Below are 22,614 nucleotides of genomic sequence, written 5' to 3'. Positions count from 1 at the left end.
CGAAAAAGGCCCGCTTATGCGGGCCTTTTTTTATGCCTTACGCTGCGTCTCTCGCCAGATACGCCAGGCCATGCCCGCCAGCAGAATCACCCCCGCAATCAGCACGCCCCATACCAGCAGCGTGTTCATCCTGCTCTCCCGCTCGGCCGCAGAGGTAGCGGTCAGACGCTCCTGGCCGCCTAACGCGACATCATCCAGCATGTCGGCCTGCGGCAGGTTCGCCATATCATAAGTCTTGCGCAGGTCGGTCGGGATCAGCATGCCGGGCTCCACGCTGGCAGGCTTCGCGGCGCCGTTGCCCCAGGCGAGCAGGTACGGCGCTTTCCCCTGCGCGTTGAACACCAGGTCATAGCGGTCGCGATGTCCCGTGACGCTCGGCAGGTATTCTGGCAGACGCGCATTCAGCGTCGTGATTTTCACGGCCTGCACCAGCCCCCCGTTAAGCGAAACCGGTGGCGACGTTTTTCCCTCAAGACGGTAAAGGACCTCTTTCTTCAGAGGATGCCATGCGTCTTTTTCCGTACTCCGCCACGCGATCTCCACGGGAAGGACGCCATCGCCATTCAGTGAGAGGCTGACAGCACTCAGCGGCTGCGGGCGCGCCCAGTGCCACTGCGCTTCGCTTGTCGATAGCTGCTCCACTTCGCCCTCAAGGTCGACCGCTTCCGGGGCTGCCTGCGCAGGTGCGCTGATTGCGTTTACGCCGGTCAAGGTTATCCCCTGGCTCTGCGCATTCAGCACCACCATGAGATAGCGATTCGCATCGGGAGATAAAACGGTATCGGTATCGATCCGATCGAGCTTAAGACTATCCTGACCGCTGACGACGTCCAGCAATGGCATATCCTCGCGCAGGGTATACCAGCGCTTAAGATCCTCGCTGTAATAGACCGACGCCGTTCCCTGCCACGGCGTCTGCGGGGTATTCCAGAGCAGCTGCAGCTGGGATATAGCGATCTCGCCCGTCGCCTGTTCCGGCAGGGTCAGCAGATAATGTTGCCCGGCTGCGGCGGCTTTTTGCCCCTCCAGCACAATCTCAACGCCGCTTCCGGAACGAAGCAGGATCTTATCGCTATCACCGGATCCTCGAGAAGCCGCAAGCGGCGAGGCGTCCAGCGGGAAAAGGCGCAGCGCGGTGGATTGCGCTGGCGCCTGCGGACGCGTCGCGCTGACCAGGCTGAAGGGAACCGCCTCGCCCGACTGGTTAAAGACGCGGACATCATGCAGATCCGGAGACGTGCTTTGCTCATAGACGGCGAGCGGCAGCATCACCCGATACCACTGGGAAGGAACAGACGTATCCAGTGAAAGACCAAAGGCATAGTCCCGGGGCGATTCCGTTTGTCCCTCGTCGCAGAACGCTGGGCCGGAAAGCGCCAGCAGCGCGGTACAGGCTACCGCTTTCATCCATTTCATTTTTCATCTCCTGTTTTGGGCGGCAGCGGGGAGAAATACCCCACGATCAGAACCAGTATCGCCACGCCGATAAACGCCACCGCGCGCGACAAACCGCCTCCGCCCGCGCTGTCCACCAGCATCAGTTTAACCATCACCACGCCCAGCAGCGCGGCACCGCAGAGCCACTCCTGCCGGGAAGCCCGACGGGTGGCATGGATCATGACCACCAGCGCGCTCAGCATCCAGAACAGGGCAAAACTGGTCTGGATAAGCCGCGAATCCCACAGCGATGCCATATTCCAGGCCACGTCGCCGTACCAGGCCAGGGCGCGCATCAGCGCACCGTTAAGCCACCAGAAGCCAAACGCCATCATCGCGACGGCAGGCCACGGACGGGCCTGCGAGAGCCACGCCGGGTAGTAGCGATCCACCGCCCGATAAAAGACCACCAGCCCCAGCAATGCGAACGCCGCGCCTTCCTCAAGCGGGTTTACCAGCGGCAGCCAGGTCTGACGATAGACCACGCCGTCCTGGAAATTGGTCACCACCAGCAGTACCAGCAGCGCCACGACCACGGGGATCGGTGCCAGGCAGGCGTAGAGCGCAGGCCACTCCCGGAACGGCCACCCGCGACGCCGTACGGCTGCAGAGAGCCCCATAATCATCCCGCCGCCTGCTGCCATCGCCAGTCCGCTGCCCCAGGCCGCCATGCCCCACGGCAGCGAACGGGTAAACCAGTAAAGCTCCGCGGCCAGCGCCAGCAAAATCATCCATAACAGCGACAAATGCAGCCCCATCGCGATGCGCGGCGGGAGTCTTTCACCGTCGCGCCGAAGCAGCATCAGCGCGGCAGGAAGCGCAACGCACCAGGCGAGATTTGACCAGCCGGCGGCAACGATCTGCTGGTGCCAGAGCTGATAACCCACCATCAGCAGCATAACCGGCCACAGCAGCCATTTGCTGGCATCCAGCTCCCGCCACGCCAGACGAGCAGCCGCCTGCCGCCAGCCCCAGACCGACGCCGCCGTCAGCGCCAGCACGCCCGCCAGAATGGGTAATTCCTTCGTCAGTGCCAGCCGCGATGCGCCCAATAGCGCCACGAGCCAGAACAGCAGCCCGCCTGCCAGCAGCGCCCGGCTGACCGGCAGAAAGAGAGTCCGCCACAGCCAGGCCGCAGCCAGCCAGCAAAGGCTGAGGATGGTGAAGATCAGCAGCAGGCTGAGGGACGTAACGCCGTTCGTCTGCGTCCACAGCGCGCTGCCGAGCGCCAGCACCAGCAGCGCCGTCCCGCTATAGCACATGCGACGCTGGTGCTGCTGTACGCCCAGCCAGAGGATACCCAGCCCTTCCAGCGCCCAGGCCATCGCCGTCCAGCGCGCCGACAGCGCCAGCGGAATGGCGAGCGTGGCAAATCCGCCGCCGATGGCCAGCGCCGCCATGACCAGCGGTCGTCCGATGGAGGGATAGCGCCGCAGCGCAAGGAACGCGAGGGTAAGATAAAATGCGCCGTATCCCAGCGCGCTCAGGGCCGGGCCATACTCCCAGTGCCGGGTCATGCCGTACTGCATCCCGAAACCGATCAGCGGCGGGGCAAACAGCAGCACGCCGTCGATAATCTGCTTCCCTTTCTCCTGCGCCCGCAGCGACAGCGCCACGCTCAGGACGCCGAATATCAGCGTATTGGCAATCAGGAACAGCTGGCAGATCCAATAGTCTTCAGGCTGGTAGTCATTCAGCCCCCACAGGCCGCCCACGCCGAACGTAAACAGCAGCCCGAGCAGGTTCAGCTCGCGCCAGTGCTGCCAGATGCTGATAGCGAGAATCCCGATGGAAAGCAGGAGATAGAATGAGAACAGCGCCACAAAGCTGCCGCCCCCGGTGGACAACAGCAGCGGCGCAAGATACCCGCCGAGGCTCGCCAGCATGGCCAGGCTCAGCGCCTTCTGCAGCACCGCCAGCCCAACGCTCGCCGCGCAAATCACCACCAGAAGCGCAAAGGCCAGCGTCATCGGCAGCATTTGCCAGAGCCGGAATGCGCCAAACACCGTCAGGTAGAGCACGCCGGTCGCCCCGCCCTGGAGGATCAGCGCATAGACACGCTGCTTATGCCGCAGCCGCCACCCGACCGCCAGAAGCACGATGGCAAAGAGCGCCGTTGCCACGAGGCGTAGCTCAAGCGGGAACAGGGAATGTTCCACAGTATAGCGCAGCAGGAATGAAAGACCGAGGAAGAGCAGCAGGATCCCAAGCTTCGCCAGCGGATTACCCTGCATAAACCAGCGCACCAGCGACGTCAGGATGCCGCCAAAGGCAGAAGGCTGTTTTGCCGCAGGCGTCGGGGCCGGAGCGGGTTCTGCCACGGCTGCGGGAGTATCGGAACGCCAGGGGTCGACAGGCGCGGGAGCATCTTCAACCACTGGCGCGGTAGGCTGCACGGGCTCCGGCGCGCTTTCAGGTACGTCGCGCTGCTCAAGCGCCTCAATGCGCTGGCGTAGCCGGGCGATCTCCTGTCGCGCCGCCGTACTTCGGTTAAAGCCGATAACCGCAAGCACGGGTGCCACCACCAGCGCAAATACCAGGAACAAACAGCCAAGGATGTAAAGCTCGTCCATGTTTCCACCTTCACCGTAAACGATCCGTTAAGATTGACACAAATAGTTGCATTTGCGCCATCTTAAAAGGTGGAAACATTAGCAGGTCTTAGCTGCCGAACCAGATCGTCGCGGATACCGCAGGCAGCGCCAGCACGCCGTCCTGTATCGTCGCCTTACCCTCTTTATTCTTCCACGCCGCCACCTTCAGCAGCGGTGAATCATCCAGCACCACTTCGCACGCCTCGCCCCGGTTGATCGCCACGAGCACGCGCTGCTGGTTATAGACGCGAGCAAACACCACCACGTTATCGTGCGCATAGACCACCTGACAGCCGCCATAGCGAAGGGCGAGACTCTGCTTACGCAGCTTCGCCAGCCGCTGATACAGGCTGAACAGCACCTTGTCCTGCTTCTCTGGCTCCCACGGGAAGGTTTTACGGCAGAACGGATCGTTGTTGCCGTCCAGCCCCACTTCGTCTCCATAATAGATGCACGGCACGCCCGGCCAGGTGAAGAGCCAGGTGACCGCCAGCGGCAGACGCGCCGCATCCTTGCCGAGCAGGGATTTGAAGCGAGCGGTATCGTGGCTATCGAGCTGGTTGAACATCCGCAGCTGCTGCTGATGGGACAGACCGGCGCGATAGTTCTCCATCCACGCCATGCAGGTTTCAGCGTCGATATGATTCGGATCGTAGGAGATATCGGTGTTAGCGAGGAATCCCCACAGCGGGAAGGTAAAGCCGCGATAGTTCATCGCCGCATCTTCCGCATCGTTCTGCAGCCACTGGCGCGCGTCGCCAAAGTGCTCGCCAAAGACGAACGCCTCCGGCTGGGCCGCTTTCGCCGAGCGCGTAATCCCGGCGACGTGCTGAAGGTTATTCCGCGCTCCGCCCGCTTCACCGAGCATATGCACCACGTCCAGGCGCCAGCCGTCCATATTCCACGGCGCCTTCAGCCAGTGACGGACGATGCTGTCTTCACTGCCGTAGATTTCATTCACGAGCGTTGGCGACTGGAAATCCAGCTTCGGCAGGCTCGCGTAGCCCAGCCAGTCCAGCGCACGGCCCTCCTCGTTAAAGCTGTACCAGTCGCGCTGCGGCGAGTCCGGGTTATGACATGCCCCGCCCATCGACTGGTTATGGCGGTCAAACCAGGCGTGCGAATCTCCACTGTGGTTGAACACGCCGTCCAGAATCAGGCGCATGCCTTCGTTTTGGGTATTCTTTCGCAGGCGCAGCAGCGCCTCGTCACCACCAAACTGTTCGTCAACGTGGCGATAATCTTCGGTATCGTATTTGTGCACGCTCGGGGCTTTAAACACCGGGTTGAGATACAGCGCCGTCACGCCGAGCTTTTTCAGGTACGGCAGCTTTTCGCTGATGCCGTCGAGATCGCCGCCGTAAAAAGTGGATCCACCCGCCTGCGCGGTTAACGGCTCGTCCCACGCTTTCAGGATAATGTCGTGGCCCGCCGCATGGTGGTGATAGATCTTATCCTGGTCGGCGGTGCGTTTTTCGCTGCGCGCAAAACGGTCCGGGAAAATCTGGTAAAACACCCGATCGTTAACCCACTGCGGGCCGTTATCCGGGTAATCGACCGCAAACTGCTCCAGCCGTGCGGGCGGGAAACGGCTAAACCCCTGCGGGGTAAACCACAGCTGGCGGTTATTCCACAAAAGCTTAAAGCTGTAACGGCGGCGCGGCTGCCCGCTATTCAGGTCGATATTCGCCCGCCACGCCGTGATCCCCGGCTGCGGCTGGCTGCGCAGCTTGTGCATTTTCAGGCCGGTCTCTTCGTTATCTATTTCGGCGCGGAGCGTCACGCGTTCAGGCTGATTTTCCCCCGCCAGCCAGAGCGTAATCACAAGGTTGTCTTTGTTTTGCTTAACAAATGGGGCAACCGGAAGGTGCCAGGCGTTTAACATCACGAATCCCCTCTGATGAAATTGACGTCACCTTGCCACAGGGTGGTTAAGGATAGCTCATCACGTTCGGGATTATTGGGGGAGGAGAAAGGAGGATGAGGCATCAGTGCGGCCTGATGCCCTCACCCCAACCCTCTCCCACAGGGAGAGGGAGAAAAAAGATTACTGCGCTTCCGCCAACTGACGGTCGCGGCGGCATTTAAACACCCAGCCCACCAGCAGCAGGACGATCCACGCGCAGCCCACGTACAGGGAAATGCGGGTATCCGGATGGTAGCCAATCAGGGCAATGATAAACACCAGGAAGATCAGCCCGACGACGGTCGTCGCAACGCCGCCCGGTACCTTGAACTTCAGCGCTTTCGCCTCATCCGGCGACAGACGACGGCGGAACGCAATCTGCGACAGCAGGATCATAATCCACACCCACACCGTCGCGAAGGTCGCCAGCGATGCGATCACCAGGAAGACGTTCTCCGGCATGATGTAGTTCAGGTAAACCGAGAACAGCAGCGCCACGGTCATCACCACAACGGTTACCCACGGCGTGCCGCGGCGTGAAGTTTTGGCGAACACCTTCGGCGCACTGCCCTGCTCCGCCATGCCGTGCAGCATACGGCCCACGCCAAAGACGTCACTGTTGATCGCGGAGAGTGACGCGGTGAGCACCACAAAGTTCAGAATGCTGGCCGCAAAGGCAATTCCCATATGCTGGAAGGTCAGAACAAACGGGCTACCGTTGGTGCCGACCTGATTCCACGGGTAGATGGACATAATCACGAACAGCGTGCCCACGTAGAACACCAGAATACGCATCGGCACCGAGTTGATGGCGCGCGGAATGGATTTCTCCGGATCTTTCGCTTCCCCGGCGGTGATACCGATAATCTCGATACCGCCGTAGGCGAACATCACCATCTGCAGCGACATGACCATCCCGAGCCAGCCGTTGCTGAAGAAGCCACCGTTGCTCCAGAGGTTGTGAATACCGGTCGGCTGCCCGCCGTTGCCGATTCCCCAGATGATGATGCCGAAACCGGCCACGATCATGATGATGATGGTGGCGACCTTGAAGAAGGAGAACCAGAATTCGAGCTCGCCGAACACCTTCACGCTCATCAGGTTGACGGCGCAAATGATCAGCACCACGCTCAGCACCCAAATCCAGTGCGGCACCGCTGGGAACCAGACGCCCATATAGATGCCAAACGCCGTCACATCGGCAATCGCCACAATCAGGATTTCAAAGCAGTAGGTCCAGCCGGTGATAAACCCGGCCAGCGGGCCGAGGTTTTCCTGCGCGTAGCGGGAGAAGGAGCTGGCGGACGGGTTGTGAACCGACATTTCGCCGAGGGCGCGCATGATGATATACGCCGCCACGCCGCCGATGATGTACGCCAGCAGAACGCTGGGACCGGCCATTTTGATGGCATCTGCCGAGCCATAAAAAAGACCGGTGCCGATAGCAGAGCCCAGCGCCATAAAGCGGATGTGGCGCGTGCTCAATCCACGTTTAAGTTTGTTAGTGCTTTCCATTTAAATCTTGCCATTCAACACGAAAAAAACAAAAAACCACGGGGCCTTAAGCCCCGTGGTTAAACAGTTTGTTGCCGTTGATTAATGAGCGTTCGATGCGACCTGACGCCCTGCAGCACGATCCCAGATAATCGCCAGAACCAGTGCAACAACGGTAGGCATCAACCAGGCCAGACCCTGCTCGGACAGCGGCAGACGCTGTGTCCATGCCGGCAGTATGTGCGCGAAAGCTGATGCTTTAATCCCGTCAAGGATACCAAAAATCAGGCTGATAAACATGGCTGGCGCAATAATTCGTGAAGAGTTGTTCCACCACGGGCGAGTAAAGCTCAGCACCACCAGCACGATACACGGCGGGTAAATCGCCGTCAGCACCGGAATAGAGACCTGAATCAGGTGGCTCAGACCGAGGTTGGACACCGCCATGGAGAAGATACCGAGGATAAACACCAGGGTGCGGTAAGAGAGCGGCAGATACTGTGCAAAGAACTCTGCACAGGCGCAGGTCAGGCCAACCGCCGTCACCAGACACGCCAGGAAAATCAGCGCTGCCAGCAGCATACTGCCCGCACCGCCGAAGGTGTGCTGAACGTAGGCGTGCAGGATAGCCGCACCGTTGGCGTTCTGCTCAACCAGCATGGCGCTGTCGGAGCCCAGACGGAACAGCGCCAGATACAGCAGCGTCAGCCCCACGCCGGCCATCAGGCCAGCCCAGATGGTATAGCGGGTCAGCAGACGCGCTTCGGTCACACCGCGGGAACGCGCGGCGTTAACGATAACGATACCAAACACCATGGCGCCCAGCGTATCCATCGTCAGGTAGCCGTTCACAAAGCCGTTAGAGAACGCGGCGTTTTTATAGGCGTCCATCGCGTCGCTAATCGGGCCCGCTGGCCAGACGATGGCCGCAACCGCCAGAACAATCAGCGCCACAATTTTCAGCGGAGCCAGGAAGTTACCCACGGTATCCAGCAGCTTGCCCGGATAGAGGGAAACCAGAATCACGATTGCGAAGTAGATCAGGCTGTAGATAAACAGCGGCATCGCACCGTCACCGGTCAGGGGAGCAATACCCACTTCGAAGGACACGGTTGCCGTACGCGGGGTTGCAAACAGCGGGCCAACGGCCAGATAGCAGACGGTTGCCAGCAGAACACCTGCAACTTTGCCAATCGGGGTGCTGAGGCTATCCACACCGCCGCCGACTTTCGCCAGCGCGACGACGGTCAGCACCGGTAGACCCACGGCAGTAATCAGGAAACCAAACGCGGCGGTCCAGACGTGTTCACCCGCCTGTAAGCCAACCATTGGAGGGAAAATGATGTTGCCTGCGCCAACGAACAGCGCAAATGTCATAAAGCCCAGCGCGATGATGTCACGCGATTTTAAGTGATGGGTCATAAAACCTTACTGCCTGTGGATGTGGTGTTGAAAACATTGAGATTTTCGATATCCCTGACGGGACGATACAGCCGAAAATTTGCTCAATTTCAGCGGGAAATGCTCCCGTCCTGGCGTGGAGAAGAATAGTTTTTCGATTTACCACGCAAATACAGTCGGTCTGACAGTATCTGGGGCGCAATTTAAACGCTTATAACGTTTAAAGGCAAGGTGGGATCGTAAAACCAGAACAATATGCCAGCATGAAAATACACGTCAGAACAATACGCTATTTATAAGAAAAACCCATGGCTAATCATGCGAACAAAAAACAGTCAGCCGTATAAAATTCTTCCGCGTTTCGCTTGACTGCAAAGCAAACGGGCCAGCAGACGCTGACCCGTGGAAAGGTAAAATGACACGCCTGCCGTCAGGCGATCTTTTTGGCAATTAATCGTTCCGGAATAACGAAACTGAAGCGGGTTCCTTTACCCAGCGTACTCTGAATATCGAGACGGCTTTCATGGTGATTCACCGCGTGTTTCACAATTGCCAGCCCCAGGCCGCTTCCGCCTGTTTGCCGGGATCGCGCTTTATCCACACGGTAAAAGCGCTCGGTCAGACGCGGAATATGCTCAGGCGCGATCCCCGGCCCGTTGTCTTCCACGCTAAACTCAGCCCCCGTTGGGGCATGGTGCCAGCGCACCACGATATTCGTCCCCTCCGGCGTATGATTCACCGCGTTATACACCAGGTTGGAAATGGCGCTCCGCAGTTCATCTTCGCTGCCCAGCACCTTCAGCGTATTGTCGACCTCAAAGGTCAGGTGATGCTTTTTGTGGCTTAGCGTCTGCGCTTCACGCTCAACGACCCGCAGCATCATCGGCACATCAATGGTGTCATTTAGCGCGAGCGACGGCGCCGCTTCAATCTTCGAGAGCGTCAGCAGCTGCTTCACCAGCCCTTCCATCCGGTGCGTTTGCTCGCGCATGGTGTGCAGCGCTTTTTCACGCGGCGCGCCTTCAAGCGTTTGCTCCTGCATCATCTCGAGGTAGCCCTGAAGCACGGTCAGCGGGGTACGCAGTTCGTGACTGACGTTGGCGAAGAAGTTGCGACGCGCCCCTTCCAGCTGGTGCATCTGGGTGACATCGCGCGCCACCATCAGCCACTGCTTATCGCTGTAGGGCATCACGCGGATTTCCAGATGGCGACCATTATTGAGCTTCAGATTGTGCGGGCGGGTAAAATCACGCTTTTTCAGATACAGCGTAAATTCGGGATAACGCAGAAGGTTGAGGATATTCTGACCATTATCATCGGGCCAGCGCAGGCCCAGCAGCTGTTGCGCAAGGCCGTTACACCAGAAGATCGTCCCTTCTTCGGTCGTCAGAATAACGGCATCCGGCAGCGACTCTGCACCGCTGCGAAAACGCTTAATCAGGCTTCCCAGCTCGCGGCGACGCTTTTTATTACGCATCTGCATCTGATGCAGTCCGTACAGCAGCGGCTCCCAGCTGCCGCTTCCCGGCGGCGGCGTCATACTTCGGTCAACCCACAGCCACCAGGAGAGGCGCAGCAGGTTCCAGAAATGCCAGATCAGCAGCCCGGTGACCGACGCCAGCAGAAACCACGGCAGGTGTCCAAGAAAGGCCCCCAGAAGGAAGGCCGGAATACAGCATAAGATCAGTTCAAAGACGAGCCTTTTCCATGACAGACGTTCCAGCACGCGTCACACTCCTGTCATTGTTCAGAAACGGGTAGAAAAACGATAACCCGTGCCGCGGACCGTCTGCACCATGCGATCGTGGCCGCTCAGTTCCAGTGCTTTTCGCAGGCGGCGAATATGTACGTCAACCGTCCGGTCTTCGACATACACGTTAGTTCCCCAGACGTTATTCAGCAACTGCTCGCGGCTGTAAACGCGTTCCGGGTGGGTCATAAAGAAGTGCAGGAGTTTAAATTCGGTAGGCCCCATGTCGAGGGGATTTTCACCGGTCATCACGCGGTGTGAGGTGGGGTCAAGGCTCAGTCCCTGCATCTCTATCACCTCTTCCACCGCCATCGGCGAAATACGGCGCATCACGGCTTTAATGCGGGCAACCAGCTCTTTTGGGGAGAACGGTTTAGTAATGTAATCGTCCGCGCCGGTTTCCAGACCGCGAACGCGATCCTCTTCTTCTCCGCGCGCCGTGAGCATCACAACCGGGATGTCGCGGGTCAGCGCCTCGCGCTTCAGGTGTTTGATAAACTGCAGTCCGGAGCCGCCGGGCAACATCCAGTCCAGCAGAATCAGATCGGGCCAGGGTTCATTCAGCTGGTTCACTGCGCTGTCATAATCTTCCGCTTCAACCGGCTGGAAGCCGTTTTGCTCGAGCACGAAGCACACCATTTCACGAATTGGAGCTTCATCTTCTACGACCAGAATACGTCTCGCCATACTTTGCCCTGTCTTATCTTATTTAAGTTACAAGTTTGTAATTCGGCGCCATTATGCGTCAGATTTATGACAGATTTATGAAAAACAGTACCACGATAACGGGCAAACCGTTGTTTTATTACAGCGGTTATTTTCCCGTCTCTGAACGTTTATAATCCTGCTTTCTCTTTTTTGCCACGGATCAGCTATGCGCATACTTCACACCTCGGACTGGCATCTGGGTCAAAATTTTTACAGCAAAAGCCGTGCGGCTGAACATGAAGCTTTCCTGAACTGGCTGCTGGAAACGGCCCGGACGCACGAGGTGGACGCGATTATTGTGGCGGGTGACATCTTTGATACCGGCTCGCCCCCCAGCTATGCGCGTGAACTGTACAACCGCTTCGTGGTGAATTTGCAGCAAACCGGCTGTCATCTGGTGATTGTCGCCGGCAACCATGATTCCGTCGCGACCCTCAATGAATCTCGTGACATCCTGGCATTTCTCAATACCACCGTCGTCGCCAGCGCCGGGCACGCCCCGCAGCTCCTGAAAAAACGCGACGGCACGCCGGGGGCGGTGCTGTGCCCCATTCCGTTTTTACGGCCACGCGACATCGTGCAAAGCCAGGCGGGGCTGTCGGGTGCGGAAAAGCAGCAGCATTTATTACAGGCCATCACCGACTATTATCACCAGCAGCACGCCGATGCCTGCGCCCTACGGGGCGAGCAGCGGATTCCAGTGATTGCGACCGGCCATCTCACCACCGTCGGGGCCAGTAAAAGTGACGCCGTACGTGAGATCTATATCGGCACGCTGGACGCCTTTCCGGCGCAAAACTTCCCGCCAGCCGACTACATTGCGCTCGGACACATTCACCGGGCGCAGATCGTCGGCGGCAGCGAGCACATCCGCTACTGCGGCTCGCCAATTTCGCTCAGCTTTGACGAAACGGGCAAGGCCAAATCCGTCCATCTGGTGAGCTTCTCCGAAGGAAAACTTCACGCCGTCGAGACGCTGGAGGTGCCCGTCACCCAGCCGCTGGCGGTGCTGAAGGGCGATCTTGACGCCATTACCGCCCAGCTTGAGCAGTGGCGCGGCGCGGCGCTTAACCCGCCCGTCTGGCTGGATATCGAAATCACCACCGATGACTACCTGCACGATATGCAGCGTAAAATTCAGGCGCTGACGGAAGATTTGCCCGTCGAAGTCTTACTGGTACGCCGCAGCCGCGAGCAGCGCGAGAAAATTCTGTTAAGCGCTCAACGTGAAACGCTCAGTGAACTGCGGGTTGAAGAGGTGTTTGAACGCAGGCTCTCGCAGGAGGAAATTGACGACGCGAAGCGCGCAAGACTCAGCGAACTGTTCAGCCATACCCTGCATGCGCTCAATGATGAGGAAGAAAACGCATGAAAATTTTGAGCCTGCGCCTGAAAAATCTCAACTCCCTCAAGGGCGAGTGGAAAATTGACTTTACCGCGGAGCCGTTTGCCAGCAACGGGCTGTTTGCCATTACCGGCGCGACCGGGGCAGGTAAAACCACCCTGCTCGACGCCATCTGCCTGGCGCTTTATCACGAAACGCCGCGACTGCAGAAGGTCTCTCAGGCGCAAAACGACCTGATGACGCGCGACACCGCCGAGTGCCTGGCGGAAGTGGAGTTCGAGGTAAAAGGCACCGCCTATCGCGCATTCTGGAGCCAGAACCGCGCGCGCAACCAGCCGGACGGAAACCTGCAGGCGCCGCGCGTGGAGCTGGCGCGCTGCGAAGATGGCAAAATCCTGGCCGACAAAGTGACGGATAAACTGGAGCAAACCGCTGCGCTCACCGGGCTGGACTATGGCCGCTTCACCCGCTCGATGCTGCTCTCACAGGGGCAGTTTGCCGCCTTCCTTAATGCCAGGCCGAGCGATCGCGCCGAGCTGCTGGAAGAGCTGACCGGCACCGAGATCTACGGACAGATTTCCGCCATGGTGTTTGAAAAACACAAAGCCGCCCGCAGCGTGCTTGAAAAGTGCGAGGCGCAGGCGGCGGGCGTCGTGCTGTTGAGCGAAGAACAGCAGCAGCAGTTGCAGCAAAGTTTGCAGGCGCTTACTGACGAAGAGAAAACCCTGCTGGTTCAGCAGCAAAGCCAACAGAAAGATTTTCAGTGGCTTACGCGCCATGATGAGCTCGTGCTTGAGCAACAGCGCGTCACCGCGATGCAGCAGCAGGCGCAACAGGCGCTGACGAACGCTGCGCCAGAGCTGGCAAAGCTCCAGCTTGCTCTGCCTGCCGCCCAGCTTCGACCGCTTTGGGAGCAACAGCAGGAGCAAACCGCGCGCCTGACGCAAACCCAGCAGCGAATTATTGAAGTAAATACTCGCTTACAAGCCAAAACCGCGCTGCGCGCGCGGATCCGTCATACCGCCCAGCGTAATCATGAGCAGCTTCAAACCGAGCAGACGGCGCTGGCGCAGTGGCTGGCGGAGCACGAACGCTATCGCCTGCTGGGGCAGGAGATTGCCGGCTGGCGTGCCCAGTTCTCTCAGCTTAACCGCGACAAAACGCAGTTAGCCTCGCTTGCTGCGCGGATGGGTGAATTACGCAACAGGCTGGCTGAGATGCCGGAAAATGCGCTGACGCTGACGGCGGATGAGGTCAGCGCGGCCATGGAGCAGCAGTCCCGGTCACGCACGCTGCGCCAGCGGCTGACGTCGCTGCATGCCCGCTATCAGCCGCTGCAAAAGCGCCTGCGCCAGAGCGGTGAAAGCGTGCAGAAGGCCCAGGCCGATCAAAACAAACTCAATGAAACGCTGACGCTGCGTCGCCAGCAGTACAAAGAGAAACACCAGCACTATCTGGACCTCAAGGCCCTGTGCGAACGCGAAGCGACGATTAAAGATCTGGAAAACTATCGTTCCCGGCTTGAGGCAGGCAAACCCTGTCCGCTGTGCGGCTCCAGCGAGCATCCCGCCGTTGCGCAATACCAGTCGCTTGAGCTGACGGATAACCAGCGCCGCCGCGATGTCCTGGAAAAAGAGGTCGCCGCGCTTAAAGAGGAAGGCCTGCTGGTGCTGGGACAGGTTAATGCCCTGACGCAGCAGATCCAGCGCGAGTCAGACGAAGCGCAGACGCTCTCTCAGGAAGAGCAAGCGCTCACTAAAGAGTGGATGGAGGTCTGCGCTTCCCTGAACATCGCGTTGAATATTCAGGAAGATATCACGCCATGGATGAACGAGCAGGAACAGTACGAGCGCCAGCTTTATCAGTTGAGCCAGCGCCTGACCCTGCAAAACCAGCTAAACGAGCAGGAAGTGCTGGAGCGACAGTATCAGCAGCAGCTGACGGCCGCGCGCCAGGCGCTGGAAATCACCCTGCTCTCGCTATCGCTTAACGTACCTGAAGACGGCAATGAAGCCGCCTGGCTGCACGCCCGCGAAGCGGAATTCGCGCAGTGGCAGGAGAAACAAACGCAGCACGGCGTGCTTCTGGAACGCATAAACGCGCTGAAGCCGCTGCTCGACACGCTTCCGGAAACGAACGGCGAAGAGGCCGAACCGGCCATTCCTGACGGCTGGCGCGACGTTCACGATGAATGCGTGTCGCTACAAAGCCAGCTCAGCGCGCAGCAGCAGCAGGAAAAGCTGGAGCAAGAGCGCCTGCAGCAGTCGCAGACGCAGTTCACCGCGGCGCTCGCAGCGAGCTGCTTTGCCGATCGGGACGCGTTCCTTGCCGCGCTGCTGGATGACGACGCTATTCGTCGCCTCGAACAGCTGAAGCAGTCGCTGGAAAGCCAGATACAGCAGGCCGCAGCCCTTTCCGGCCAGGCTAACCAGCAGCTGCAGGCTCATCTGGCGCTGCGGCCGGAAGGGCTCAACGCCGATGCTCCTGCGCTGCAAAGCCAGCTGCAGCAGCTGGCGCAACGGCTTCGCGAGAACACGACGCATCAGGGCGAGATCCGCCAGCAGCTCAAGCAGGACAGCGATAACCGTCAGCACCAGCTGGCGTTGATGCAGCAAATTGAAGAGGCCGCGCGCCAGGCGGACGACTGGGGTTATCTGAACGCGCTGATCGGCTCCAGCACCGGCGACAAGTTCCGCAAGTTCGCGCAGGGGCTGACGCTGGATAATCTCGTCTGGCTTGCTAACCAGCAGCTTAACCGTCTGCACGGGCGTTATCTGCTGCAGCGCAAGGCCAGCGACGCGCTGGAGCTGGAAGTGGTCGATACGTGGCAGGCGGACGCGGTGCGCGATACCCGAACGCTCTCGGGCGGCGAGAGCTTCCTGGTCAGCCTGGCGCTGGCGCTGGCCCTTTCCGATCTGGTGAGCCATAAAACGCGAATCGATTCCCTGTTCCTGGATGAGGGGTTCGGCACGCTCGACAGTGAAACGCTGGATACCGCGCTGGATGCGCTCGACGCGCTGAACGCCACCGGGAAAACCATCGGCGTGATCAGCCACGTTGAGGCGATGAAAGAGCGCATTCCGGTGCAGATCAAGGTGAAGAAAATTAACGGGCTGGGTTATAGCAGGCTGGATAAGGAATTTGCGGTGGAATAAATGGGGGGAGGGTGCGGTCTGGTGCCCTCACCCTGACCCTCTCCCACAGGGAGAGGGAATAAACATTATTTGCTTTTATTCCGGCCACAGCCACGCCGCGCCGCGCACGCCGCTGGAGTCACCGTGGACAGCTTTGCGGATCGGGGTTTCACACTCGCCGCCAAACACCCACTGTTTCACCAGATTCGGTACCGTGGCGTATAGCCGGTCGACGTTGCTCATGCCGCCGCCGAGCACAATCACGTCCGGATCGAGAATATTCACCACATGCGCCAGGGATTTCGCCAGCCGCATTTCGTAGCGGCTAAGGGCCAGCTCGGCGACCGGATCCTGTTCTTCGACCAGACGCATGATTTCGTTGCCCTTAAGCGGCTGGCCGCTTAAGCCGTGGTAGTCGGTCGCAAAACCGGTGCCAGAGATAAACGTCTCAATACAGCCCTGCTTTCCGCAGTAGCACGGCACCTCAGCGCGGTATTTAAGCTCGTCTTCATCCATCCACGGCAGCGGGTTGTGTCCCCACTCGCCCGCGGTGCCGTTACCGCCGATATGGGCGCGCCCGCCGAACGCCACGCCCGCTCCGCAGCCGGTACCGATAATCACGGCAAACACGGTCTGAGCACCGGCCGCCGCGCCGTCGATGGCCTCAGAGACCGCCAGGCAGTTGGCGTCGTTAGCCAGACGCACTTCCCGGTTCAGACGTTGGCTCAAATCTTTATCAAACGGCTGACCGTTGAGCCAGGTGGAGTTGGCATTTTTAACCACCCCGGTATACGGCGAGATCGACCCCGGGATCCCCATCCCGACGCTGCCGGTTTGCCCTGTCGCCTGCTCTGCCATCTCAACCAGGCTGGCAATCGTCTCGATAGTCTGGTGATAATCATCGCGCGGCGTCGGCAGACGGTGGCGGAACAGCTGCTCCCCCTGCTCGCTCAGTGCGATAACTTCTGTTTTGGTGCCGCCCAAATCGATCCCAATACGCACAAGACTCTCCTCATTATTTTGATTATCAACAGAGTAGAAGCACGCTTCCCGATTAGCAATGCAAGCGAAGCGACAATTCGTTATCATGCCCGCTGATTTAACGACAAGGCCGTGGAAATTATCATGCTGTGGTTCAAAAATTTGATGGTTTACCGTCTCAGCCGCGACGTTTCGCTGCGTGCAGAAGAGATGGAAAAACAGTTAGCCGCTTATACCTTTTCCCCTTGCGGTAGCCAGGATATGGCGAAAACCGGCTGGGTTCCGCCAATGGGTTCACAAAGCGATGCACTGACCCACGCCAGCAGCACGGGTCAAATCATCGTCTGCGCCCGTAAAGAAGAGAAAATCCTGCCGACGCCGGTGGTTAAGCAGGCGCTCGAAGCGAAAATTTTCAAGCTGGAAGCCGAACAGGGCCGCAAGCTGAAAAAGACCGAAAAAGATTCGCTGAAAGACGAAGTGCTGCACTCGCTGCTGCCGCGCGCCTTCAGCCGCTTCAGCCAGACCATGATGTGGATCGACACCGTCAACGGGCTGATCATGGTGGACTGCGCCAGCGCCAAGAAAGCAGAAGATACGCTGGCCCTGCTGCGTAAAAGCATCGGATCTTTACCGGTCGTTCCGCTGGCGCTGGAAACGCCGATCGAGCTGACGCTGACCGAATGGGTACGCAGCGGCGCTGCGGCTCAGGGTTTCCAGATCCTTGATGAAGCCGAGCTGAAAGCCCTGCTGGAAGATGGCGGCGTGATCCGCGCGAAGAAGCAGGATCTGGTGAGCGACGAGATCGCCGTCCACATCGAAGCGGGTAAAGTGGTCACTAAACTGGCGCTCGACTGGCAGCAGCGCATTCAGTTCGTGATGTGCGACGACGGCTCCGTGAAGCGTCTGAAGTTCTGCGACGAGCTGCGCGATCAGAACGAAGATATCGACAGGGAAGATTACGCCCAGCGTTTTGACGCGGACTTCATCCTGATGACCGGCGAGCTGGCCGCGTTGATTCAGAATCTGGTGGAAGGTCTCGGCGGCGAAGCGCAAAGATAACAGGCAAAACGCAGGCCGGGTAAGCGTTAACGCCACCCGGCTTATTTTTTATTTCAGGTAGCGGCACAGATAAGAGGTAGGTTCAGCGACCTGCAAATGGAACTCGCTGTGGCCAGGGACGTTGAAAACTTGCCCGGCAGCGTAAACTTTCCATTCCGTTTCACCCGGCAGTAAGACGTTCAGCGCACCGCTGACGACCGTCATTTCTTCAGCTTCCGCCGTGCCAAAGGTGTATTCCCCTTCCGCCATAACGCCGACACTGGCGCGGCCAGTGCTGCTGCTGGTAAAACCAATGGATTTCACTTTACCGGAAAAGTATTCGTTACTTTGAAGCATGAACTGGCCCTTATATTTTTAGATAAAAATTCACTATAGGGGCCATGCTCATCACCTGTCACGCAAAATCATTACATGAGAAGTTCCGAGGCCAGGCGAGCCATCAGAACGTTGGATAACAGCACGGGAACATCCAGCGCTTTTTGCAGCAGATCACGATGATGCTGATGGAAACCGAGGCAGTCCAGAATCAAGACATCTGCTCCTCTCTCAAGCAGTTCCTTCCCGGCAGCAATAAGTTTTGCCTCACTGTCCCAGAACGGATTTGCCAGCGCATACAAGGGCACTTTTTCCAGCACGTGCCATTTTGCTTCCTGGTTATCCATGAGCTCCTCAATGGGCACAATCACCCCCACCTGATGACCATCCACGATGGAGGCCACCAGCGGTGGAATGATCCGCATCGGCTCCAGCAAAATCGCATTACGCGCCGTGAGGCCCTTAATGGGCGCGGTACTCATCAGCAAAATAACGTCATAACCTTGATTATCGAGCACTTCTATTATGCCCTGCAGCGAGCGCTCGATTTTCTGACGCGAAACGTGCGCCAGTTTACCGTCGCTTAATAACGTCGCCAGGGGATCCTCCCCCGCCTCGACAGCGTAGTCTTCCATGACCTCTTCCCGACTCATCTTCCCCAGCAGGCTAAGATGCGTTATCTGTTGTTCAGATACATGCTCGGTTAAGAGCGGTAACACTTCGCTTACAGGGACCACACCAATGGTGAGGATCGCCAACGTTGCCTTCATCTTGATCGCCTTCCATTACTCCAACATCGTGCACACAGGTACAGGCTCACTACGCTGCACAGTTCATTTTTTCAACAAAACAGCACCAAGCGTAGCAGGTGATCCCGACATCGAAATGTAAAGATCGCCTGCCGATACCGGAGTTACTTGTAATAACTAAATATTAACTCCTGCTTAACTTTCCCGATGAGTAAAAAGTGTGATTCAGGCACGATACTGGAACGTTTAGGAAAAGGGTCAGGTTTTATCGGGATCTTCATAGCGCCGTTTCGCATCCAGCGCTTCCTGTTCAGTCTCGTGTTCACTGATCAGCGAGTCCGGCTTGGGGTGATCGGCACGCAGTTGATACCAGGTCACGGTATGACCCGTCTGGCCTTTTTCAACGGTAACAATACGTGCTTCACGCGGATAGGGAGGTCTGGTTGGCATAGCTCATCCTTTTTTTATGTCTGAGCTATAAGTATAGACGCCGGTTAGCTGGCACAAGCCAAACGCAGGGCGGTAATAATCTGAATCACAACGTCTTCGGGAGAGGCTGACGCATCCACCACGTGGTGAGCCGCTTCGCGGTATAGCGCATCGCGTTCGGCCAGCACTTCGCTCACCTCTTCGTTGAGCGGCCTGGAGGTCAGCGCGGGACGTTGCCCCTCTTCCGGAAAGGCTTCCAGCCGCCCTACCAGAGCCGACACCGGCGCGCTGAGATAAATCACAATCCCCTTTTCGCGCATAAAGTGACGATTGCACTCCGCCAGAACGATGCCTCCGCCGGTCGCGATCACGGCAGACGGGGTCGTGACCGCTTTCAGCGCGGCGGTTTCGCGCGCGCGAAAGCTCTCCCATCCCTCTTGCTCAACAATCTCGGCGATGGTTTTTCCGGCCTCGGTTTGCAGCCAGTGGTCGGTATCAACAAACTGGCGATGACACACGCGTGCCAGCTCCAGGCCAACGGTGGTTTTCCCACAGCCGCGGGGGCCAACTAAAAAGATGGGTTGGGTCATGCCAGGTGTTCCCCTTGATGCCGAATGGCTGAAGAGTGTAAAGAAATAATTGCAGAAGATGTTGCGATTACTTTACTGCAAAGCGGTACGGGATGACAACCCTGTGGAGGCCACACTGTACCACAAATTGACAATAATTATCATTACGCTGTGCGGCGCTTCACTTCCAGCAGCCATTTATCCAGCTCGGCAGCGAACTGCTGGCGATCGCGCTGGGACAGGCTGTCCGGTCCACCGGTCTGCACGCCGCTGGCACGCATCGTATCCATAAAATCGCGCATGGTGAGCTTCTCGCGAATGGTCGAAGGCGAGTAACGCTCCCCGCGCGGATTGAGCGCCGCCGCCCCTTTCTCCAGCACTTCGGCAGCCAGCGGAATATCCGCCGTGATCACCAGATCCTCCGCGCTGCACAGGCGAACAATTTCGTTATCCGCCACGTCGAACCCGGCCGGCACGCGCAAGGAGCGAATGAACCGCGAAGGCGGTACGCGAATATTCTGGTTCGCCACCAGCGTCAGCGGCATCTGAACGCGCTCGGCGGCGCGAAATAAAATCTCTTTAATCACGTTCGGACACGCGTCCGCATCAACCCAAATCGCCATATTGTTTCCCCATAATGAGTCTGCCGACTATTGTCGCCTGCATTTCGTTGTTAAGCTATCAATCAGAGAAAACAACGCATAATGACGGAGAATCGTGATGGACAAGAAAATCGGGTTTATCGGCTGCGGTAACATGGGCAAAGCCATCCTGGGCGGTCTGATCGCCAGCGGGCAGGTGCTGCCGGGTCAGATTTGGGTCTATACCCCGTCACCGGACAAAGTCGCCGAGTTGCGCGATCAATATGGGATCAACGCCGCCGAAAGCGCGCAGGAAGTCGCCCAGGTCGCCGATATCGTCTTTGGCGCCGTCAAGCCGAACATCATGATCAAAGTGCTGAGCGATATCACCTCCAGCCTGAATAAAGAGACGCTGGTCGTGTCGATTGCCGCGGGCGTCACGCTCGATCAGCTGGCGCGCGCGCTGGGTCACGATCGTAAAATCGTCCGCGCCATGCCCAACACCCCCTCGCTGGTCAATGCCGGCATGACCTCCGTCACGCCTAACGCGCTGGTGACCACAGAAGAAGTGGCCGACGTGCTGAATATTTTCCGCTGCTTCGGTGAGGCAGAAGTGATTGCCGAATCGATGATCCATCCGGTGGTCGGCGTGAGTGGCTCAGCCCCTGCCTATGTGTTCATGTTTTTAGAAGCGATGGCCGACGCCGCCGTGCTTGGCGGAATGCCGCGCGCGCAGGCGTATAAGTTCGCCGCGCAGGCCGTCATGGGCTCCGCCAAAATGGTGCTGGAAACCGGCAAACACCCGGGTGAACTGAAAGATATGGTCTGCTCCCCGGGCGGTACCACCATCGAAGCGGTGCGGGTGCTGGAAGAGCGCGGATTCCGCTCGGCCGTCATTGAAGCGATGGCAAAATGCATGGAAAAATCAGAGAAGCTGAGTAAATCCTGATTTCTGACCGGGCGTCAGGCGGCCACTTCGGTGCGGCCGCGCCCGGCATTTTTCGCCCTGTACAGCGCCACGTCCGCCGCCTTTAGCCACTCCCGATAATGTCCAAACTGCGGCCCCCAGGGGGCAACGCCTACGCTGATGCGCAGCGCTTCTTTTGGCGCGCACGGTAACGTCAGTTTTTCCAGCCGCTCATGCAGTCGCGACATCACGGCGATGGCGCTTTCCGCCGCGGTCTGCGACATAATCACCGCAAACTCATCCCCGCCAAACCGACCGATCGCATCGCCTGACCGTACCGACCGCTGGAGCTGACGCGTAATAGCAATGATCGCCTCGTCGCCCACGTCGTGCCCCCAGGTGTCGTTGATGTTTTTAAAGTGGTCGATATCAATCAGCAATATCGTGGCGGTGCTGTGGTCGCGCCGACAATGCTCAAATTCATTTCGCAGCAGCATTTCCCAGTGCCGACGGTTAAAGACCCCGGTCATCCCGTCGCGGGTGCTCATCATTTCCAGCCGCTGCTTATGTTCCGCAAGCCTGACGGCGGTTCGGTGGCTGAGCCAGGCAAACAGCATGGGATACAGCACGAGCACGGGTAACGTTAAGCCCCACTCCACGAGGTCGGGGTTGAAGACGGCCACTTTCCCGACGAGTGGCAGGGTCACCAGCGCGGAGAGCAGCGTCAACGCGATCCCCGGGATAAACAGACGACAGCCGCCGGAACCCATCATATTCATCCCCACCATCATCACCAGCGCTGCGGTGGGTAATTCATTCATCCCCATCACGCCTATCCAGAGCCCGGCGATAATGGCATCGATTTTAAGATTGAAAATTTCCTGCTGATGAGGTGAAGCGGCACGGCAGGACAGCTGCCAGGCAAAATGGGGCCAGACGAACGCCCACCCCACCAGTAAAAGCCACCAGCCACCGGGTAAAAAATGGGTGACCAGCATCCCCGCAACGGGGAAAAACATCGCCGCCAGCCCGACGGCGCGCGCCAGCCGAACTCGCCGGGCAAACTGAATGCCGGCGCGGTGAGGGTCATCCTGAGAAAGGGTTAAATTCCACTCTTCCCGAATGCGCTTTTTGTTGTAATACGTTTCATCATTCATCATTTTTGGGAATATTCTGAAACATTTTCCCAAATTATAGAGAGGGGGTCTGCGGGGAAAGTATGAAATTTCGGGTGAGCCGCCGGAGCCGCTCACCC

18 protein-coding genes are annotated in these 22,614 nt (G+C 58.4%); 4 read left to right on the top strand and 14 right to left on the bottom strand.

Annotation, left to right across the window (positions count from 1 at the left end; all coding sequences use genetic code 11):
* Positions 1 to 30: 30 nt before the first annotated feature.
* The 7 genes from LBF07_RS16085 to phoB all read right to left on the bottom strand — a co-directional run bounded on the left by LBF07_RS16085 (position 31) and on the right by phoB (position 11,269).
* Complete coding sequence (locus LBF07_RS16085; protein WP_094934764.1) at positions 31 to 1,416, bottom strand: DUF3999 domain-containing protein; 1,386 nt, start codon at positions 1,414 to 1,416, stop codon at positions 31 to 33.
* A complete protein-coding gene (locus LBF07_RS16080) occupies positions 1,413 to 4,010 on the bottom strand; it encodes a DUF2339 domain-containing protein (RefSeq protein WP_094934765.1) in 2,598 nt (865 codons plus the stop codon). Before LBF07_RS16080 ends, LBF07_RS16085 begins: the two co-directional genes overlap by 4 nt.
* 88 nt (positions 4,011 to 4,098) lie before the next feature.
* Complete coding sequence (malZ, locus tag LBF07_RS16075) at positions 4,099 to 5,916, bottom strand: maltodextrin glucosidase (RefSeq protein ID WP_094934766.1); 1,818 nt, start codon at positions 5,914 to 5,916, stop codon at positions 4,099 to 4,101.
* 162 nt (positions 5,917 to 6,078) lie between these two features.
* Positions 6,079 to 7,452 carry a proline-specific permease ProY gene (gene proY, locus LBF07_RS16070; RefSeq protein ID WP_029739758.1) on the bottom strand — a complete coding sequence of 458 codons (1,374 nt, stop codon included), beginning with the start codon at positions 7,450 to 7,452 and terminating at the stop codon, positions 6,079 to 6,081.
* Between the two features lie 81 nt (positions 7,453 to 7,533).
* A complete protein-coding gene (brnQ, locus tag LBF07_RS16065) occupies positions 7,534 to 8,853 on the bottom strand; it encodes a branched-chain amino acid transporter carrier protein BrnQ (protein ID WP_023310545.1) in 1,320 nt (439 codons plus the stop codon).
* A 409-nt stretch (positions 8,854 to 9,262) separates the two neighbouring features.
* Complete coding sequence (phoR, locus tag LBF07_RS16060) at positions 9,263 to 10,558, bottom strand: phosphate regulon sensor histidine kinase PhoR (protein ID WP_058841165.1); 1,296 nt, start codon at positions 10,556 to 10,558, stop codon at positions 9,263 to 9,265.
* A 21-nt stretch (positions 10,559 to 10,579) separates the two neighbouring features.
* The gene (gene phoB / locus LBF07_RS16055) at positions 10,580 to 11,269 is read right to left on the bottom strand and encodes a phosphate response regulator transcription factor PhoB (RefSeq protein WP_008503265.1); all 690 of its coding nucleotides are present in this window, start codon (positions 11,267 to 11,269) and stop codon (positions 10,580 to 10,582) included.
* A 187-nt stretch (positions 11,270 to 11,456) separates the two neighbouring features.
* Between phoB and sbcD the strand changes: the two genes are divergently transcribed.
* Both sbcD and sbcC read left to right on the top strand, forming a co-directional pair.
* Positions 11,457 to 12,662 carry an exonuclease subunit SbcD gene (sbcD, locus tag LBF07_RS16050; RefSeq protein ID WP_094934768.1) on the top strand — a complete coding sequence of 402 codons (1,206 nt, stop codon included), beginning with the start codon at positions 11,457 to 11,459 and terminating at the stop codon, positions 12,660 to 12,662.
* Positions 12,659 to 15,790, top strand: coding sequence for an exonuclease subunit SbcC (sbcC, locus tag LBF07_RS16045; protein ID WP_094934769.1), 3,132 nt, complete (start codon positions 12,659 to 12,661; stop codon positions 15,788 to 15,790). Before sbcD ends, sbcC begins: the two co-directional genes overlap by 4 nt.
* 75 nt (positions 15,791 to 15,865) lie before the next feature.
* On the opposite strand, the gene mak is transcribed toward sbcC, so the two are convergent.
* Entirely contained in the window at positions 15,866 to 16,771 is a 906-nt protein-coding gene (gene mak / locus LBF07_RS16040) for a fructokinase (protein WP_094934770.1), read from the bottom strand.
* A gap of 123 nt (positions 16,772 to 16,894) precedes the next feature.
* On the opposite strand from mak, the gene rdgC reads away from it, so the two are divergent.
* Complete coding sequence (gene rdgC, locus LBF07_RS16035; RefSeq protein ID WP_023310540.1) at positions 16,895 to 17,809, top strand: recombination-associated protein RdgC; 915 nt, start codon at positions 16,895 to 16,897, stop codon at positions 17,807 to 17,809.
* A gap of 48 nt (positions 17,810 to 17,857) precedes the next feature.
* On the opposite strand, the gene ppnP is transcribed toward rdgC, so the two are convergent.
* From ppnP to LBF07_RS16010, 5 genes are all read right to left on the bottom strand, one after another.
* Complete coding sequence (gene ppnP / locus LBF07_RS16030) at positions 17,858 to 18,145, bottom strand: pyrimidine/purine nucleoside phosphorylase (RefSeq protein WP_008503270.1); 288 nt, start codon at positions 18,143 to 18,145, stop codon at positions 17,858 to 17,860.
* Positions 18,146 to 18,216: 71 nt separating this feature from the next.
* Positions 18,217 to 18,894: an AroM family protein gene (locus tag LBF07_RS16025; protein ID WP_094934771.1), complete on the bottom strand. Its 678-nt coding sequence runs from the start codon at positions 18,892 to 18,894 to the stop codon at positions 18,217 to 18,219.
* Between the two features lie 237 nt (positions 18,895 to 19,131).
* The gene (gene yaiA / locus LBF07_RS16020; RefSeq protein WP_032638425.1) at positions 19,132 to 19,323 is read right to left on the bottom strand and encodes a protein YaiA; all 192 of its coding nucleotides are present in this window, start codon (positions 19,321 to 19,323) and stop codon (positions 19,132 to 19,134) included.
* A gap of 44 nt (positions 19,324 to 19,367) precedes the next feature.
* Positions 19,368 to 19,892 carry a shikimate kinase AroL gene (gene aroL / locus LBF07_RS16015; protein WP_032639634.1) on the bottom strand — a complete coding sequence of 175 codons (525 nt, stop codon included), beginning with the start codon at positions 19,890 to 19,892 and terminating at the stop codon, positions 19,368 to 19,370.
* Between the two features lie 143 nt (positions 19,893 to 20,035).
* Entirely contained in the window at positions 20,036 to 20,494 is a 459-nt protein-coding gene (locus LBF07_RS16010; RefSeq protein WP_010428006.1) for a YaiI/YqxD family protein, read from the bottom strand.
* A 97-nt stretch (positions 20,495 to 20,591) separates the two neighbouring features.
* Here LBF07_RS16010 and proC point away from each other — a divergent pair, with 97 nt between their 5' ends.
* Positions 20,592 to 21,401, top strand: a complete 810-nt coding sequence (gene proC / locus LBF07_RS16005; RefSeq protein WP_023310536.1) for a pyrroline-5-carboxylate reductase — start codon at positions 20,592 to 20,594, stop codon at positions 21,399 to 21,401.
* Between the two features lie 14 nt (positions 21,402 to 21,415).
* On the opposite strand, the gene adrA is transcribed toward proC, so the two are convergent.
* Positions 21,416 to 22,519: a diguanylate cyclase AdrA gene (gene adrA, locus LBF07_RS16000; protein WP_094934772.1), complete on the bottom strand. Its 1,104-nt coding sequence runs from the start codon at positions 22,517 to 22,519 to the stop codon at positions 21,416 to 21,418.
* Between the last annotated feature and the right edge of the window lie 95 nt (positions 22,520 to 22,614).

It is taken from the genome of Enterobacter cloacae complex sp. ECL352, assembly GCF_020149545.1.
GTDB lineage: Bacteria > Pseudomonadota > Gammaproteobacteria > Enterobacterales > Enterobacteriaceae > Enterobacter > Enterobacter asburiae_B.
The sequence above is the reverse complement of the archived record's forward strand: the minus strand, read 5'-3'. Positions and strand labels throughout refer to the sequence as shown.